15 protein-coding genes and 2 tRNA genes are annotated in these 16134 nt (G+C 49.7%); 13 read left to right on the top strand and 4 right to left on the bottom strand.

Annotation, left to right across the window (positions count from 1 at the left end; translation table 11 throughout):
• Positions 1-18: 18 nt before the first annotated feature.
• The 3 genes from EJE49_RS12520 to EJE49_RS12510 all read left to right on the top strand — a co-directional run bounded on the left by EJE49_RS12520 (position 19) and on the right by EJE49_RS12510 (position 5062).
• A complete protein-coding gene (locus EJE49_RS12520) occupies positions 19-3540 on the top strand; it encodes an FAD-dependent oxidoreductase (protein WP_124951342.1) in 3522 nt (1173 codons plus the stop codon).
• Positions 3541-3640: 100 nt separating this feature from the next.
• Positions 3641-4510 (top strand): N-acyl homoserine lactonase family protein, encoded by an 870-nt coding sequence (locus tag EJE49_RS12515; protein ID WP_189941892.1) that lies wholly within the window; start codon positions 3641-3643, stop codon positions 4508-4510.
• A gap of 12 nt (positions 4511-4522) precedes the next feature.
• A complete protein-coding gene (locus EJE49_RS12510) occupies positions 4523-5062 on the top strand; it encodes an NADPH-dependent FMN reductase (RefSeq protein WP_124951338.1) in 540 nt (179 codons plus the stop codon).
• Here the strand turns inward: EJE49_RS12510 and EJE49_RS12505 are convergent.
• The gene (locus EJE49_RS12505; protein WP_124951336.1) at positions 5059-5541 is read right to left on the bottom strand and encodes an SRPBCC family protein; all 483 of its coding nucleotides are present in this window, start codon (positions 5539-5541) and stop codon (positions 5059-5061) included. The two genes, EJE49_RS12510 and EJE49_RS12505, sit on opposite strands and share 4 nt — an antisense overlap.
• A gap of 129 nt (positions 5542-5670) precedes the next feature.
• Positions 5671-5761 (bottom strand) — tRNA-Ser (locus EJE49_RS12500).
• Between the two features lie 89 nt (positions 5762-5850).
• Between EJE49_RS12500 and mltF the strand changes: the two genes are divergently transcribed.
• From mltF to EJE49_RS12485, 3 genes are all read left to right on the top strand, one after another.
• Positions 5851-7236, top strand: a complete 1386-nt coding sequence (gene mltF / locus EJE49_RS12495) for a membrane-bound lytic murein transglycosylase MltF (RefSeq protein ID WP_124951334.1) — start codon at positions 5851-5853, stop codon at positions 7234-7236.
• A gap of 76 nt (positions 7237-7312) precedes the next feature.
• Positions 7313-9100, top strand: a complete 1788-nt coding sequence (locus tag EJE49_RS12490; RefSeq protein ID WP_124951332.1) for an ABCB family ABC transporter ATP-binding protein/permease — start codon at positions 7313-7315, stop codon at positions 9098-9100.
• 60 nt (positions 9101-9160) lie between these two features.
• A complete protein-coding gene (locus EJE49_RS12485; protein ID WP_124951330.1) occupies positions 9161-10057 on the top strand; it encodes a D-hexose-6-phosphate mutarotase in 897 nt (298 codons plus the stop codon).
• Positions 10058-10105: 48 nt separating this feature from the next.
• Here the strand turns inward: EJE49_RS12485 and EJE49_RS12480 are convergent.
• Positions 10106-10181: transfer RNA gene (locus EJE49_RS12480), tRNA-Arg, on the bottom strand.
• A gap of 199 nt (positions 10182-10380) precedes the next feature.
• Here EJE49_RS12480 and EJE49_RS12475 point away from each other — a divergent pair.
• Positions 10381-10923 carry a peroxiredoxin gene (locus EJE49_RS12475; RefSeq protein WP_124951328.1) on the top strand — a complete coding sequence of 181 codons (543 nt, stop codon included), beginning with the start codon at positions 10381-10383 and terminating at the stop codon, positions 10921-10923.
• Positions 10924-10936: 13 nt separating this feature from the next.
• On the opposite strand, the gene EJE49_RS14450 is transcribed toward EJE49_RS12475, so the two are convergent.
• Positions 10937-11047, bottom strand: coding sequence for a DUF3149 domain-containing protein (locus EJE49_RS14450; RefSeq protein WP_223246976.1), 111 nt, complete (start codon positions 11045-11047; stop codon positions 10937-10939).
• A 142-nt stretch (positions 11048-11189) separates the two neighbouring features.
• Between EJE49_RS14450 and aat the strand changes: the two genes are divergently transcribed.
• Genes aat through EJE49_RS12440 form a run of 6 tightly spaced genes read left to right on the top strand, consistent with a single transcriptional unit; the run spans position 11190 to position 16115 of the window.
• A complete protein-coding gene (aat, locus tag EJE49_RS12465) occupies positions 11190-11888 on the top strand; it encodes a leucyl/phenylalanyl-tRNA--protein transferase (RefSeq protein WP_124951324.1) in 699 nt (232 codons plus the stop codon).
• Positions 11885-12613, top strand: a complete 729-nt coding sequence (locus EJE49_RS12460; protein WP_124951322.1) for an arginyltransferase — start codon at positions 11885-11887, stop codon at positions 12611-12613. The genes aat and EJE49_RS12460 overlap by 4 nt, the downstream gene beginning before the upstream one ends.
• The gene (locus tag EJE49_RS12455) at positions 12582-12986 is read left to right on the top strand and encodes a group III truncated hemoglobin (RefSeq protein WP_124951320.1); all 405 of its coding nucleotides are present in this window, start codon (positions 12582-12584) and stop codon (positions 12984-12986) included. Before EJE49_RS12460 ends, EJE49_RS12455 begins: the two co-directional genes overlap by 32 nt.
• Before the next feature lie 2 nt (positions 12987-12988).
• Positions 12989-13783: a thymidylate synthase gene (locus EJE49_RS12450; protein ID WP_124951318.1), complete on the top strand. Its 795-nt coding sequence runs from the start codon at positions 12989-12991 to the stop codon at positions 13781-13783.
• A 44-nt stretch (positions 13784-13827) separates the two neighbouring features.
• On the top strand, positions 13828-15453 hold the full coding sequence (locus EJE49_RS12445; RefSeq protein WP_124951316.1) for a tetratricopeptide repeat-containing response regulator: 1626 nt from the start codon (positions 13828-13830) through the stop codon (positions 15451-15453).
• Entirely contained in the window at positions 15450-16115 is a 666-nt protein-coding gene (locus tag EJE49_RS12440) for a sensor histidine kinase (protein WP_124951314.1), read from the top strand. The genes EJE49_RS12445 and EJE49_RS12440 overlap by 4 nt, the downstream gene beginning before the upstream one ends.
• The last annotated feature ends 19 nt before the right edge of the window (positions 16116-16134 follow it).

Raw genomic sequence — 16134 nt, 5'->3', positions numbered from 1 at the left:
TTACCAGGAAATGTCACAATGAATACATCTCCCAGTTTCCCATCTTTTGCATTGCCGGGGTTCGTGTTTGCTGATCTGTTTACACGAGAAGGCTTACTGCGGCTCGATAATGAATTCTTAGTCAGAGTCTATGCGCATGACACTGATTTGCATGCGCGCTTATTGAATTATCGGCAGGCCGCTGAGAGTTTATCGGCAATACACACGAGCGAGTTGCTATTGGCGTGCGCGCCACTCTTTGAGACGTTTTTATCGGAGCTGTTTAATATTCAGCAAGCCGTCGCTACGTTACGCGCGCAGGTTCGATCTCATGATGCGGTGCTGAAATTCAAAAAACTATATGTGCAAAGGCGGGCACGTAAACGCCTGTTGGTGAAAGACGTTACTGCAACTTTTGCCGAGCTCGATGCCTGGCTGGATACAGTTGTGCAATCTATACCTGATGGCGACCGTGAATTTGCGGTGGCGCTTTTCGCACTCGCCTTGCTGGATGATGAAACCGGCAACGCTGCATCCATCGAAAAACTCACGCAATGGTGCATATTGGCACTGACTGATGCCCAAGGCCGCGCGGCGGTCATGAATTGGACCAGTTTCAAGCTGCCGCAGGGAGTGGATTATCAGCATCTGGTGAATTTTCAGCCGCGGATTGCTGATCATGCGGTAGGTGTAGAGGCTCTGCCGGAAACATTGCGGCCCAGGGATGGCTTTAAATTAACCGATCAGCGCATGTCGTCGCGTGAAGCACAGGGCGAGGTGAATTACTGCATTTATTGCCATGAGCACGATGGCGATTTCTGTTCGAAGGGCTTTCCGGAGAAGAAGGGCGAGCCTGATCGTGGCTTCAAGATCAATCCGCTGGGTGTGCTGCTGACCGGATGCCCGCTGGAGGAGAAGATCTCCGAGATGCATGCGCTGAAGCGCGATGGCCTCAATATCGCCGCGCTGGCTATGGCGATGGTGGATAACCCGATGATACCGGCGACTGGTCATCGTATCTGCAACGATTGCATGAAAGCCTGTATTTACCAAAAACAGGAGCCGGTAGATATTCCGCAGATCGAGACGCGGGTTTTGACCGATGTATTGCATCTGCCGTGGGGCGTGGAGCTATATGATCTGCTGACTCGCTGGAATCCGTTGCGCGCCCGGCAATATTTGCCTGAGGACTATAACGGTAAAAAGATACTCATCGCTGGTATGGGGCCGGCTGGGTTCACCATGGCGCATCATCTGACTATGGAAGGCTGTGCAGTGGTGGGTATCGACGGGTTGAAAATCGAGCCGCTGCCGGATGCGTTGCTGCATGGCGCAGTGCATGATTATGCCGCACTGGAAGAACAGCTCGACACCCGCATCATGGCCGGGTTTGGCGGTGTGGCTGAATATGGCATTACGGTGCGCTGGGATAAAAATTTCCTCAAGCTGATCTACCTCAGTCTGGCACGGCGCAAGCTGTTTCAGGTATTCGGCGGTGTACGTCTCGGTGGCACGGTCACCCTGGAAGATGCATGGGAGCTGGGCTTTGATCATGTCAGTATCGCGACCGGTGCCGGACTGCCGCGCGTGGTGGCGATTGAAAATAGCCTGGCTCGCGGCATGCGTCAGGCTAACGATTTTCTGATGGCGTTGCAACTGACCGGTGCGGCCAAGGCCAGTAGCCTGGCTAACCTGCAAGTGCGTTTGCCTGCTGTTGTTATCGGTGGCGGCCTGACGGCGCTTGATACCGCCACCGAGGTGCAGGCTTATTACATCGCTCAGGTAGAGAAAACCCTGCTGCGCTATGAGCGGTTGGCAAATACGCTGGGTGAGGCCAGGGTGCGGGAGCAGCTGGATGAAGAGTCTATCGGCATTCTGGAAGAGTTTCTGGCGCATGGGAAAACGGTGCGTGCTGAACGAGCCCGTGCTGCCAGCGTCAATGAGCAGCCAAACTTTATCCCGCTGCTCCACGCCTGGGGTGGCGTGACCGTGATCTATCGGCGCAGTATGAATGAATCCCCAGCCTATCTGCGTAACCATGAAGAGGTGCGCAAGGCGCTCGAGGAGGGGATTTATTATGCCGAGGGCATGCAGCCACTAAAGGCTGATCTGGATCGGTTTGCTTATGTGGTATCGCTGACGTGTCAGCGTTACCAGCTGAGTGGGGATGGTAAATGGGAAGATAGCGGTGAAACAGTCAGTTTGCCTGCCCGTGCCATTTTTACGGCTGCGGGTGCAGCGCCGAATACGATCTACGAGCGTGAGCATCCCGGCACCTTTGTCATGCAGGGCGAGCATTTCATGCCGCACATGAATAGCCCGGAGGGTCTGCACGCGGTGAACGTTGCGCAGCACCATAAATCCGAAAATACCGGCCCATTTACCGCTTACGATAACAACGATCACCGGGTAACTTTCATCGGTGATACTCATCCAGTCTTTCACGGCAGCGTGGTTAAGGCTATCGCTTCGAGCATGCGAACATATCCCCAGATCATGGCTGCGCTGCAACCACTGACCGCGCCAGTTGCGGATGATTACCCTGCATTTCGTGAGCGCATGGCGGATATACTGCAGCCACGCGTAGTCGATGTGCGGCGCCACAGTCCCAGCGTGATAGAAGTGAGTATACGGGCACCAATGGCTGCGCGTAATTTCCATCCGGGACAGTTTTATCGATTGCAGAATTTTGAAAGCTTGAGTCCGCTGGTGGAGGGGACGCGCCTGCAAACTGAAGGCATGGCATTAACCGGCGCCAGGGTCGAAGTCGATACGGGCCTGATTTCGCTGATGATACTGGAAGCGGGGGCGAGTTCGCGTCTGTGCGCGTCGTTGCCAGTGAATACGCCAGTGGTACTGATGGGGCCGACCGGAAAAGCCACTGAATTGCCTGAAAATCAGACTATATTAGTCACAGCTGGCCGGCGTGGTGCGGCAGTGATGGGCATGCTAGGCCCGGCACTGCGTGCGCGTGGCAATCGGGTGCTGTATTTCGCCGGCTTTCGTACAGCCGATGAGGTGTATCAGCAGGACCGGCTGGAGGCGGCTGCGGATGCAGTGATCTGGTGTACTGCGAGCGGCTCGCCGATACCTGCCCGACGACCGCAGGATAGCAGCCTGACTGGCGACTATATGACCATGCTGCGGCGTTACGCTGAAGGTGAGCTTGAGCGAGAAGATCACAGTGCGACAATCCCGTTATCCAGTGTAGATCGGGTACTGGTGATCGGCACCCGGCATTTGCTGCGGATGATGCAAGATGCGATGCAGCATGATTTGCGTGACAAGTTTCGCAGCGATGTTGTTGCCATCTGTTCTGTGCCCAGCCCTATGCAGTGCATGCTGCAAGGCGTATGCGCACAATGTTTGCAGTGGCAGATCGATCCGGCCACAGGCTTGCGTACGCGTGCCGTATTCTCCTGTGCCGGGCAGGATCAGCCATTGCAATGGGTGGACATGGATAATCTTGACGCACGTCTGGCGCAAAACTCCATGGCGGAGAAGTTAACCAATATCTGGCTGGATTATCTGCTGGTCCGCAGTGAAATCCATCATGTTTAACAGGTATCGACGGAGCGGATTCAACTGTCATTTGCAGGACAAATATTCGTGTTATCGTTTGAAAATGACAGGTTTTTATATTCTAAGCGGGGGTGATGATATGTATAAACTGGTTAATTTAGTGCGCGTATTTTTTGCGGGTATATTGATTTTGGCACTGACCGGATGTGTTTCTGCGCCACCTGTTACGCCGAAAGCAGCACAAAATCTGCGGCTGTATGTCTTTAACTGCGGCACGATAGACGTCGCTGATATCTCTGTTTTCCACCCCGGCATCGGTAAAGGGGAGCATAAGCGGTTAACGGACTCGTGTTATCTCATCGTCCATCCTAAAGGAACGCTGATGTGGGATACGGGTTTGCCGGATGCGCTCATCAACATTCCAGAAGGTAAAACTGTCTATAACCTGTTCACGATGCATGTCACCAGAACGCTGGCTTCGCAGCTGCAGGAAATTGGTTATGCGCCAGATACGATCAACTATCTGGGTATTTCCCACATGCACAGCGATCATATTGGCAATGTGAACTTGTTCCCCAAAGCAACTTTGCTCATGCAGCAGGAAGAGTATGCTGCGGCCTTTGGTCCGGAGCCGGGTAAGTATGGTTTCAGTCCGGAAAATTACCCTACGCTGCACGCCAACCCTGTTAAGCAGCTAACGGGTGATTACGACGTGTTCGGCGATGGTACGGTGATCATTAAGCGCACGTTAGGCCACACGCCGGGGCATCAGGCTCTGTTTGTGAAGCTGCCGAAGACAGGCAATGTTCTGCTGTCAGGTGATCTGGTGCATTTCACTGAAAACTGGGAGCATAAATACGTGCCGGGTTTCAACTATGACAAGGCGCAGTCGCTGAAGACCATGGATGAGGTTGCCCAGTTTTTGAAAGACAATCATGCCGTACTGTGGATCCAGCATGATCTGGAGCAGAATCAGGAAATTAAGCATGCCCCCAAGTATTATGAGTAACAGCCGGATGGTATGAGAATATTGGCAATATCCGGCAGTTTGCGCGCAGCTTCGCATAATACGGCGCTGCTGCGTGTTGTCTCACGTCTGGCGCCTGCGGATATTCAGGTTGAGTTGTATGCCGAACTGGGAAAGCTGCCGCTGTTCAATCCTGATCTGGAAGCCATGAACCTGCCATATGTGGTGGATCTGCGCGCGCAATTGCTGGCGGCTGACGCTGTCTTGATCGCCAGCCCGGAGTATGCGCATGGGGTGACCGGTGTAATAAAAAATGCGCTGGACTGGATGGTGGGTTGCGAAGCGTTTGTGAACAAGCCAGTTGCGCTGCTCAATGCCTCACCACGTGCTGTTCATGCATATGCAGCACTCAAGGAAACGTTGAGTGTCATGTCTGCTCTGATAGTGGAAGAGGCGTCGGTTACGCTGCCTGTACAGAGCACCCATCTGGATGAGGAAGGGTTAGCAACGCATCCAGAAACTGCTCTCACGTTACGCAACGCGCTGCAGATACTGCGGTTCGTAGTGGAACGAAATCGGATTGCTGCTGCTTAAATCAAAGGGGTATTAAATCGTCCCTCGAGCGCCAGTTCACGAATAATGCGGATAGTGTCGATATCGGCTTCATGGTAAGCCGATTTGCGAAAATCATCGTACATTTTGTCAGCGGCATTATCCGCTTCGCCTTTTTCGTCATCATAAATAAAGCGCACAAACAGCATGCCGTCATGGGGTGACTCTATCGTCATCTGCAAACTGGACGCTGGCACTTCACCCTGTGGTGGAACCATGTAGTGTACATGCTGCATTGGGGTGAAAGTGACTGTGTCGTGTATGACTAATTTGCCATAGTGAGATACGCGCGACACAGTGTTTTCTGTGGTTTCAAGTACATGACACTCATCCAGATGCGGTATGAATAACTGCGGTGATTTGGCACGCAAAATCAACCCTTGCCACAGGTGTTCCATGGAAAGCGGCGGGATCAGGTGATTCGCAAGGTTATTGATTTCAATGAAATGTTCAAATTTCATAATAGGGTCGCGCTTATCATTAAACTGTGTGCAAGCTTCGCACAGAAGACTGACACATCGTATAGGTCATTGCAAATATTAGGTAGTGTATGAAGCTTGAGGATAGGCAGGAACTGCGAAGAATATAGCTGGTGGAGAGGGTGGGATTTGAACCCACGATACGGGATTACCGTATACCTGATTTCGAGTCAGGCGCATTCGGCCACTCTGCCACCTCTCCGTAGCCCGCCATTGTATCGTCATCCAGTGAAAATTAGAAGCGCTTTAGCGCGCTAGACAATTCAGCGAAACTCAGCGAGACTGACGTTTATGCGAATTTTATTATTCTTATTTACGCTGATTCTGGCAGGGTGTGATATGCCAAATCTGCCACCCGTCGTGCCACATCCGATCGCTGCGCCAGCGAAATCCGGCGAATTGGTAGTGTTGACACATAACGGGCCGACCACCTATTACGAAGGTGCGGATGGTAAACCGAGTGGTTTTGAATATGACCTGGTGACCTTATTCGCTCAGGAGTATGGTTACAAAGTTCGTTTTGTCGAAACGGCTAACCTGAATGAAATGTTTACGTTGCTGTCGCAACATCAGGCGCATTTTGCAGCAGCGGGTATCAGTGCGCTGGATTCACGTAAAACCACACTACAGTTTGGGCCACCTTATTTAACTGTAAATCAGCAGGTTATCTATAATACGGATGGGGTTAAACCTCGGAATTTTAGTGACTTAAAAGGTTTGCGGGTGGAAGTGGTGGCGGGAACCAGCCATGTGGAAACCCTACGCAAAGCTGCGAGAAATGTACCGGGCCTGAAGTGGCAGGAGATGCAGGCCAAGTGGGATGAAGAGTCGCTGGATCGATTGTCTCGGGGTGAAGTTGATGCGGTTCTGGTTGATTCCAACGAGTTTGATATTGCGCGTAAATTTTATACTAATCTTGATGCGGCTTTTGAAGTGCCGCAATCGGATCAATTGGCATGGGCGTTTCCGAAAATATCGGATCCGCTGTTGCTGAAACAGACCCAGCAATTTTTTCAAAAAATCCATCGTGATGGAACGTTGAAGCAGATAGTCGATCGTTATTACGGACATGCCGATAGATTAGAAGGCGCAGATGTTGCCGGTTTTCTGGATAAGATGCAGAGCGTGCTTCCTAAATTCCGCAAGTTTTTTCAGGAAGGGCAGTCAATTACCGGGATTGATTGGCGCTTACTCGCAGCAATCGGCTATCAGGAATCGCACTGGGATCCATTTGCGACGTCGCCGACAGGTGTGCGTGGTTTAATGATGATGACGTCAGATACCGCCGACAGGATGGGTGTAGACGATCGCTTAAACGCGCGACAGAGCATATTGGGCGGTGCAAGATACCTTGCGTTGCTGGTGGATCAGATGTCATTGAAAATTGAAGAGCCGGACCGTACCTGGATGGCTCTGGCGGCTTATAATCAAGGGCAAGGCCATCTGGAAGATGCGCGTATTTTGGCTCAACGGCGTAAACTTAATCCTTCGGCCTGGTGCGATATCAAGCAGACTATGCCCTTGCTTGGCAGTTCTGTCCATAATGCCACTGTCAAACATGGCTTTTGCCGTGGTGGAGAAGCCGTGATTTTCGTGGAAAATATTCGTACTTATTACGATATTCTGGTGAAGTATGAGAAACCATACAAACCTTTGCTTATGTCCAAGAATGATTAACCCTCATTTTAATCGCGTGCAATAAGTATTTGTTGTCACTTAGTGTTTAGTTCTGAAATTCTTTAATCGGGTAATTATGCGTCGTTTTGGTTCTGATGGTGGCCAGCCGGGTACGGCTGATTGGCGTACTGTACGGTTGCTGTTGCCATATTTATGGGAATACAAGTGGCGTGTTTTTATCGCGCTGAGTTTTCTGATTGGCGCCAAACTGGCGGTTGTCTCCATACCCATTGTCTTAAAACATATAGTCGATAATCTCAATCAGCCACGAGCGCTATTGACTGTGCCAGTGGCGTTGTTGTTCGGCTATGGCGCGTTACGTCTGGCGAGTACGGTATTTTCCGACATGCGTGACATCGTATTTGCCAAAGTCACCCAGCGGGCGATCCGGCGGGTGGGGCTGGAGGTGTTCAAACATTTGCACAGTCTGTCGTTGCGCTTTCATCTGGAACGGCAAACTGGCGGCGTGTCACGGGATATCGAGCGCGGCGCACGTGGGATTTCCTCGCTGATTCATTTAAGTCTGTTTTCGGTGTTGCCGACCCTGATTGAAATCAGTCTGGTGGCGGGGATATTGTTCGCCAAGTTTGATTGGGTCTATGCCGCGATCACGCTGACGGTGCTGGTTATTTATATTGCGTTGACGATCAGCATTACTGAATGGCGCACCAAGCTGCGCCGACAGATGAATGAGATGGATTCGCAAGCCAATAGCAAAGCGATAGACAGCCTGTTGAATTATGAAACGGTGAAATATTTCGGCAATGAGGAATTCGAAGCCAGCCGTTACGATGCCAGTTTGCAGAACTGGGAAGTGGCTGCCGTCAAGAATCAGACCTCGCTGGGCATGCTGAATGCGGCACAGGCAGCGATTATTGCGATCGGCGTAACCATCATGCTGATGCGCGCTTCGGCTGGCGTAGTGGGAGGGCAGCTTACAGTAGGCGATCTGGTGATGATTAATGCATTCCTGATCCAGATGTTCATCCCCTTGAATTTTCTGGGGGTCATGTATCGTGAAATCAAGCAGTCATTGACGGATATTGAGCGTTTGTTCAAGCTGCTGCACGTCAATCGTGAAGTGGCCGATGCGCCTGATGCCAGGCAGCTACAGATCAAGGGCGGCACAGTGGTTTTTGATAATGTACGCTTCGGCTATGACAGTAACCGCATCATCTTGCAAGGCGTCAGCTTCACCATTCCCGCGGGGCAGAATGTGGCAGTGGTGGGTACCAGCGGTGCGGGAAAATCAACCTTGTCGCGGTTAATGTACCGGTTCTATGAGGTAAACGACGGGCGCATTACTATCGATGATCAGGACGTGCGTGAAGTCACCCAGCAAAGCTTGCGTGCCGCGATTGGTATCGTGCCGCAGGATACGGTGCTGTTCAATGACAGCATCTATTACAACATCGCCTATGGCCGCCCGACTGCCAGCCGTGAAGAAATCGTCGAAGCGGCACGTGCTGCGCATATCCTGCATTTTATTGAATCCTTGCCCAATACCTGGGATACCACAGTGGGCGAGCGCGGTCTGAAACTTTCTGGCGGTGAGAAGCAGCGCGTTGCCATCGCGCGTACTCTACTCAAGAATCCATCCATCCTGATACTGGATGAAGCAACTTCGGCGCTGGATACGCAGACGGAAAAGATTATTCAGGCCGAGCTGAAAGAAATCGCCAAAACTCATACCACGCTGACCATTGCACACCGGTTGTCGACCATCGTCGATGCTGATCAGATACTGGTGATGGAGCATGGCAAGATAGTGGAGCGTGGCAGTCATCGTGAGTTGCTTGCTGCGGATGGCGTTTATGCCAAACTATGGACGATGCAGCAGCAGGAAGAAGCTGAGCAGTCCTGATAACAGTCATCTCCCCGATTTTACTTTTTCCCGAACCATCTTAATTAACAGGAGTAACGTATGTCCGTAAGCATTGAAACCCTTAATCAGCAGTTTGCGATTCCGAATGTATTACGTTTTGTCGACGCTGCCCCTGGCATGCCGGTGATTGAAATTACAGGTGCTGATGCCAGTGCCCGTATTGCCGTGCAGGGCGCGCAAGTGCTGGAGTGGCAGCCAGCCGGACAACAACCGGTGTTATGGGTCAGCCGTGCTGCCGTGTATCAGGCAGGTAAGGGCGTACGTGGCGGTGTCCCAGTGTGCTGGCCCTGGTTCGGTGCGGGTGATGCAGGCAAGCCTGCGCATGGTTTCGTGCGTACCCGCATGTGGCAGGTTCGTGAAACCGGTCAAAATGACCAGGGCGTATTCGTCAAGCTGGGCATAGTTGATGACGCAGAGACGCGTGCTTTATGGAATCACGCTTTTGATCTGGAGTTGATTGTGATGGCCGGCAAAACTCTGACCATGGAATTGGTGACCCGCAATACCGGGGATGCGCCATTCACTATCACGGATGCCCTGCATACCTATTTCCGTACGGGAGATATTAATCAAACCGAAGTGTCGGGATTGGATAACACACCCTATCTGGATAAGGTAACAGGTTTCGGGCAAAGTACTCAGCACGGTGCTGTGACGTTTACCGGTGAAACCGATCGCGTCTATCTTGATACGAAAGCTGAATGTGTGATCAGTGACAATGGCTTGAATCGCAAAATTTATGTGGCTAAAGCAGGTAGCGACTCTACCGTGGTATGGAACCCATGGATAGAGAAAGAAAGGGGATTCGCAGATATGGCGGCTGGTGAGTATCAGGAAATGCTGTGTGTGGAAACCTGCAATGCCGCTACGGATACCATTACCGTTGCGCCTGCGCAAAGCCATCATTTGCTGGCCAAAGTGAGTGTCGCGGTGTAATCAGCGGATTGTAAAGTTTGATTGTGGAAGGGTATTGCATAGGTAATCTGGTGCCCCGAACACGAATCGAACGTGTGACCCTTCCCTTAGGAGGGGAATGCTCTATCCACTGAGCTACCGGGGCATTTGCGTATTTTAGCTGATTATGTGCTAATCCATAACCCATCAAGGGATATATATTGCTCCCGGTTGCCGGGCATAGTTACCATCCGGCTTGAGCGTGAGTGTGTTGGTGTCTGTGTAGTGGTGGGTTATAGGGCAGCTTTCCGTTTGTTATTTAGATTTGTATTTATGGGTTTGGCCACGGTACGCGAGGAGATAGGATGAAAATTGTTGTTTTGTTCGGAATGGGTCTGTTATTCCTGGCAACAGTCTGCTTGCGTACTGTATATGCTGCGGACGTGCCTAAGCCAGGGCAGCTTGCGCCAGATTTTGCGTTGCAGGATCAGTCGGGGAAAATACAAAAATTGTCGGATTTTCGAGGCAAGTGGCTGGTGCTGTATTTTTATCCGAAAGATGATACGCCGCATTGCACAACTGAAGCCTGCCAGTTTCGGGATGATATTTTTCAGATACGTGCGTTAGGTGCCGAAGTTGTGGGAGTGAGTGTTGACGATGCTGATTCCCATGCCGAGTTTGCCAAAAAACACGGTTTGCCATTCCCTTTGCTGGCAGATAAGCGGGGTGAATTGGCTGGGCGATATGGTTCTATCAGTGATTATGTGGTGGTGAAATTTGCCAAACGCAATACATTTATCATTGATCCTGATGGCAGGATTGCGAAGGTTTATGAGTCGGTTGATGCGGCGAAGAATCCTCGTCAGGTCATAGCTGACCTGACGGTGTTACAGGTGAGGCGACGTTAACATCATTCAGCGTTTATTTGTGTTTTGAGTTTTTCAGAAACCACCAGGTAAACCATACCATCATACCCACTGCAAAGGTCACTGTGAACAGACTCATTAAACCGATGCGTGATGTCAGTAACATATGAATTAGGTTTGTCATTTCATTTTCCTTTCTTTATTGGGTATTAAGATAAATATATCTTCTTATAATTTTTTGTCAAGAGTCCGATATGATTTTTTTTGGTGAAGTCTTAATTAATTCCGGTTAAGGTAAAATGACAAAAATGTTACCTTGGCTAAAAACGATTGAAGATTTTCCACCCGTAATCCGGGCCTTGAATGATCCGTCAGGATTATTGGCGGCTGGTGGTTCGTTGTCTGCCGAATGGCTGATTGCAGCTTATTCTCGTGGGATTTTCCCCTGGTTTAATGCCATTCAGCCTATTTTATGGTGGAGCCCCGACCCGCGCATGGTGTTGTTTCCGCATGAATTGCACGTACCGCATTCGTTGTTGCGCGTCATACGGAAGCATCATTATGAAATTCGGGTGGATACAGCGTTCAGCCAGGTGATGGAAGGTTGCAGTCAGCCTAGGGCCGGACAGGATGGAACATGGATAAGTCCGCAGATGATTGCTGCTTATACAGAATTGCATCGTTTGGGCGTGGCGCATAGTATTGAAACGTGGATAGATGGGGAGTTAGCGGGAGGCCTTTACGGTATTGCGTTAGGTAAAGTGTTTTACGGGGAGTCGATGTTCACACGGGTCGCTGATGCGTCTAAAATTGCTTTTGTACATTTAGTTCGGCAGTTGCAGCGCTGGCAGTTCAAGGTGATCGATTGCCAGATGAATACGGCGCATTTAGCCAGGTTCGGTGCGCGGGAAATTCAGCGTAGTGAGTTTATGCAGCTATTGGCGGATGGGGTGTACGCACCCAGTGTGGCTTTGCCATGGCAATTTGAGGATGACTTGATCGAATGACACGATTAAACGATATGCCATCAGTACCGCTGCAGTTTTATCTAACCCAGCCTTATTCATGCAGTTATTTACCTGAACGTATTGCGCGTTCACAAGTAGCCACACCCGCGCATCTGGTTAATTCACCGGTTTACAGCGAACTTATACGTGCCGGCTTTCGCCGTAGCGGGCTGTTTACCTATCGGCCGCAATGTGATGGTTGTCAGGAATGTGTGCCGGTACGGGTAGTAGTGGATGAATTTGAACCAAACCGCACGCAACGTCGTGTGTTGAAGCGTAATGCCGCGCTGACTGTGAGCGTGCAGCAACCTTACTTCGATCCTGAGCATTTTGACTTGTATCAGCGCTATCAGGCGGCTCGGCATGCTGGTGGGGGTATGGATCATGATGACCGCGAGCAATACACGCATTTTCTGGTGGCCAGTCAGGTCGATACCTATTTGCTGACCTTCCGCGAGGGTGATCAAGTGCAGATGGTAAGCCTGATTGATCGGGTTGCTGATGGTTTTTCTTCGGTATATACGTTTTTCAATCCGGAGCTGCCCGCGCGAAGTTTTGGTGTTTTTAATGTGTTGTGGCAGATTGATCTGGCACGGCAGTTTCGATTGCCTTATCTGTATTTGGGTTACTGGATAGCCGATAGCCGTAAAATGGCATATAAGCAACAATATCAACCGTTACAAGGATTAATAGATGCAAATTGGCGAACCTACCCCACGTCGTAAACTGGAACCGCTGTGTGACAAGATCGGCCGGGAAAATGTGGCTATTGTCGTTCATGATTTTTATGGTCGATTACAGGCTGATCCGTTGATGAGCCCGTTTTTTGCCGGAATGGGCGATTTTGCCGAACATGAGGCGTTAATAAGCGATTATTGGTGGACTGTGCTGGGCGGCAAAATTGAGGGCCCGCGTCCTTTTGATATGCTTGGCCGGCATCGTGTCATGAATTTGAATATGGCGGCATTCGATCGCTGGTTGCAGGTATTCGAAGCAACGCTACTGACGCATTTGTCGCCTGAACTTGCGCAACGCTGGTTGCAAATGGCGCAGGGTATTGCGGATACGATGAAACGTCATTTACAGGTAGGAGAGTAACAATGCGCCAATATTTAGATTTGATGCGGCATGTACAACAGCATGGCACTGTGAAATCTGATCGCACCGGCACGGGTACTGTATCGGTATTCGGTTACCAGATGCGTTTTGATTTGAGCCAGGGATTCCCGCTGGTAACCACTAAAAAGTGCCATTTGCGTTCAATTATTCACGAATTGCTCTGGTTCCTGCAAGGGGATACCAATATTCGTTATTTGAAAGAAAATGGCGTAAAAATCTGGGATGAGTGGGCTGATGAAAATGGGGATTTAGGCCCGGTATATGGCAAACAATGGCGTAGTTGGCCTACGCCTGATGGCGGGCATATCGATCAGATAGCGCGGATACTGCATGACCTGAAACATAATCCGGACTCGCGCCGTATTATTGTATCTGCGTGGAACGTCGCTGAACTGGATCAGATGGCACTCGCGCCTTGCCATGCTTTTTTCCAGTTTTATGTGGCTGATGGCAAACTGAGCTGTCAACTTTATCAGCGCAGTGCCGATATATTCTTAGGCGTGCCATTTAATATTGCCAGTTACGCTTTGTTGACCATGATGGTGGCGCAGGTGAGCGGGCTTGAAGTAGGTGATTTTGTGCATACTCTGGGTGATGCGCATTTGTACTCTAATCATCTGGAACAGGCCAGCGAACAGCTTACCCGTACACCGCGAGCGTTGCCGGTGATGCGCATTAATCCTGCTGTAAAGGATTTGTTTGAATTCCGGTTTGAAGATTTTGAATTAGTGGGGTATGACCCGCACCCGCCAATTAAAGCGCCTGTTGCTGTGTAGTTTGTCTCGTGAATATAACAATAAATATATGGATGTGAGATGAAATGATAGATTTTAGCAAAAAGAGGGCGCTGATTATCGATGACAGCCCGGCGATGTGTTCATCTTTACGCACGACTTTAAGTAATTTCGGGATTACGCGCTGCGAAATGTCCAATACGGCTAATGAGGCTGTATTTCGAATCCGGCAGCGGGAATTCGATATTATTGTCTGTGACTATTGCTTAGGGGATGGTAGCGATGGTCAGCAAATTCTGGAGCAGCTGCGTAAAAGTGCATTGATTGCGCCTACGGTCGCATTCCTCATGGTGACGGCTGAGCGGGGTTACGAAAAAGTAGTGTCGTGCGCCGAGCTTGCTCCAGACGATTATCTGCTCAAGCCATTTACTGCGGAAACCATGCGCATTCGTCTGGAACGGGTTTTTGAAAAGAAGGATGTGTTTGCGCCTATCCATGCGTTAATCGCTAATGGTAAAGCAGAAGATGCTATCGTTGAATGTGACCGCATCCTGAATCTCAAGAGTAAGTTTGCAATTGATCTGATCCGGCTGAAAGGCGAATTGTTGATTACCTTGGGTCGCCATGATGAAGCGCGGGCTTTGTATGAACAGGTAGTTGCCGCCAGAGCTATTCCCTGGGCGCGTATCGGCCTGGCTAAAACCCTGAGCATGGGTGGTCATGATGAAGAAGCTATTGAGGCGCTGGAGCTGGCAATTGCTGAGACGCCGCAATATCTGGAGGCGTATGATTTATTGGCGCAAGTGCATGAACACAAAGGCAATGCTGATTTAGCTCAGAGCATACTGGAAAAGGCGGTAGATATTTCACCTAATACGCTATCGCGCCAGTCCAAAATTGGTGAAATGGCATACCGTAACGGTGATTTGGAAAAGGCAAAAAAAGCCTTTGGAATTGTTGTGAACAAGGGGAAATATTCATTCTTTCGATCACACAATGATTTCGTTAATCTGTCGCGGGTATTGTTAGATGACGGCAAGCATGAAGATGCGTTAAGTACGATAGCGGATGCGAGAAAGTCATTTGATAAAACGCCTGAACTTGATCTGGCCAGTTCAGTGATGGAAAGTCTGATTTATCAGGGCGCGGCTCGTCAGGTGGAGTCTGAAAAAGCACTGGCAAATGCATTGGAGATCAAGAAAGAGCATGGTTTACATTTGCCGGACGCGGTTACTATCGATATGGCGAAGAGTTGCTTTCTGAATAATAAAGCGGATGAAGCCAGAGCGCTGGTTAAGGATGTTATCAGTAATTTCTATGACGACGAGATGGTGCAGAAGTCGGTACGTAAAATGCTGGAAAATGTCGGGCGTGCTGATGAAAGTCAGGATTTGATTGAGAATAGTGTAAGCGCGGTGATCAAGCTCAACAATGAAGGCGTATTGCTGGCCAAGAAGGGGGACTTGGCCGGTGCGATCGAGTTGCTGGTAACGGCTTCAAAACGCATGCCGCAGAATGTTCAAGTTGCGCTGAATGCGGCACATGCATTAATTGTCGATAGCGATCGTAATGGCTGGAATGAGGCTAATATGCAGATGGCAAAATCGCTGATCGATCAGCACTTTGCAAAACACCAGAATTTAGAGAAGTTTAAGAAAATAAGCACATTGTTTAAAGATATCAGTCTCAAATTCGGGGTGAAAATTAAATGAATACAGAGAATGGATCCCAGATTGATTTAAAGACAGTTCTTGCATTAAATATTCATGAAATCAAAAATTTAATGGCATTGCTGATGTTGAAGCTGGATGCGATTAAATCTGAAAACAGAGAAGTGGGTGACGCAAGATTGTTATGTCATCGCGTTAATGATTGTATGGAGCAGATGTTGTTGTTATTTAATCTGCAGACAGAGCGTTTAACACCAAGCATCGAGGCACATTCACCTGCTGATTTTATTGAAGAGTTTGTACAAAATGCAGTTGTATTGGCCGGGGATAAAATCGCAATTGAAATGAATGTTGATGCTGCACCTGAGTATTGGTTTTTTGATCGTGACTTGATTGAGATGGCGATGCTTAATGCTGTGCATAACGCGTTACGTTATGCCAATAAACGTATCATCATAAGCGCAGCATTGCAAAATGGCGAGCTAGCGTTGACCGTTCAGGATGATGGTGCTGGATTTCCACAGGCGATTCTGGATGATCCGGTGGGGTCATTAGTCAGCCAGCGTTATGAAGAGATGGGCTTGGGACTGTTCTTTGCGGATATTATTGCTAAAGCGCATGTAAATAAAGACCGCCAAGGTAAATTATTATTGCATAATACAGGGCAAAATCAGGGTGGTGTGTTTACTTTGCAATTGCCGTGAGTGATTTAATATATTGATT

It is taken from the genome of Sulfuriferula thiophila (assembly GCF_003864975.1).
Classification (GTDB): domain Bacteria; phylum Pseudomonadota; class Gammaproteobacteria; order Burkholderiales; family Sulfuriferulaceae; genus Sulfuriferula; species Sulfuriferula thiophila.
The sequence above is the reverse complement of the archived record's forward strand: the minus strand, read 5'-3'. Positions and strand labels throughout refer to the sequence as shown.

Coding starts and splice junctions, on each gene's coding strand:
- EJE49_RS12520 (WP_124951342.1), top strand. CDS start 19: ATGAATACATCTCCCAGTTTCCCATCTTTTGCATTGCCGGGGTTCGTG.
- EJE49_RS12515 (WP_189941892.1), top strand. CDS start 3,641: ATGTATAAACTGGTTAATTTAGTGCGCGTATTTTTTGCGGGTATATTG.
- EJE49_RS12510 (WP_124951338.1), top strand. CDS start 4,523: ATGAGAATATTGGCAATATCCGGCAGTTTGCGCGCAGCTTCGCATAAT.
- EJE49_RS12505 (WP_124951336.1), bottom strand. CDS start 5,541: ATGAAATTTGAACATTTCATTGAAATCAATAACCTTGCGAATCACCTG.
- mltF (WP_124951334.1), top strand. CDS start 5,851: ATGCGAATTTTATTATTCTTATTTACGCTGATTCTGGCAGGGTGTGAT.
- EJE49_RS12490 (WP_124951332.1), top strand. CDS start 7,313: ATGCGTCGTTTTGGTTCTGATGGTGGCCAGCCGGGTACGGCTGATTGG.
- EJE49_RS12485 (WP_124951330.1), top strand. CDS start 9,161: ATGTCCGTAAGCATTGAAACCCTTAATCAGCAGTTTGCGATTCCGAAT.
- EJE49_RS12475 (WP_124951328.1), top strand. CDS start 10,381: ATGAAAATTGTTGTTTTGTTCGGAATGGGTCTGTTATTCCTGGCAACA.
- EJE49_RS14450 (WP_223246976.1), bottom strand. CDS start 11,047: ATGTTACTGACATCACGCATCGGTTTAATGAGTCTGTTCACAGTGACC.
- aat (WP_124951324.1), top strand. CDS start 11,190: ATGTTACCTTGGCTAAAAACGATTGAAGATTTTCCACCCGTAATCCGG.
- EJE49_RS12460 (WP_124951322.1), top strand. CDS start 11,885: ATGACACGATTAAACGATATGCCATCAGTACCGCTGCAGTTTTATCTA.
- EJE49_RS12455 (WP_124951320.1), top strand. CDS start 12,582: ATGCAAATTGGCGAACCTACCCCACGTCGTAAACTGGAACCGCTGTGT.
- EJE49_RS12450 (WP_124951318.1), top strand. CDS start 12,989: ATGCGCCAATATTTAGATTTGATGCGGCATGTACAACAGCATGGCACT.
- EJE49_RS12445 (WP_124951316.1), top strand. CDS start 13,828: ATGATAGATTTTAGCAAAAAGAGGGCGCTGATTATCGATGACAGCCCG.
- EJE49_RS12440 (WP_124951314.1), top strand. CDS start 15,450: ATGAATACAGAGAATGGATCCCAGATTGATTTAAAGACAGTTCTTGCA.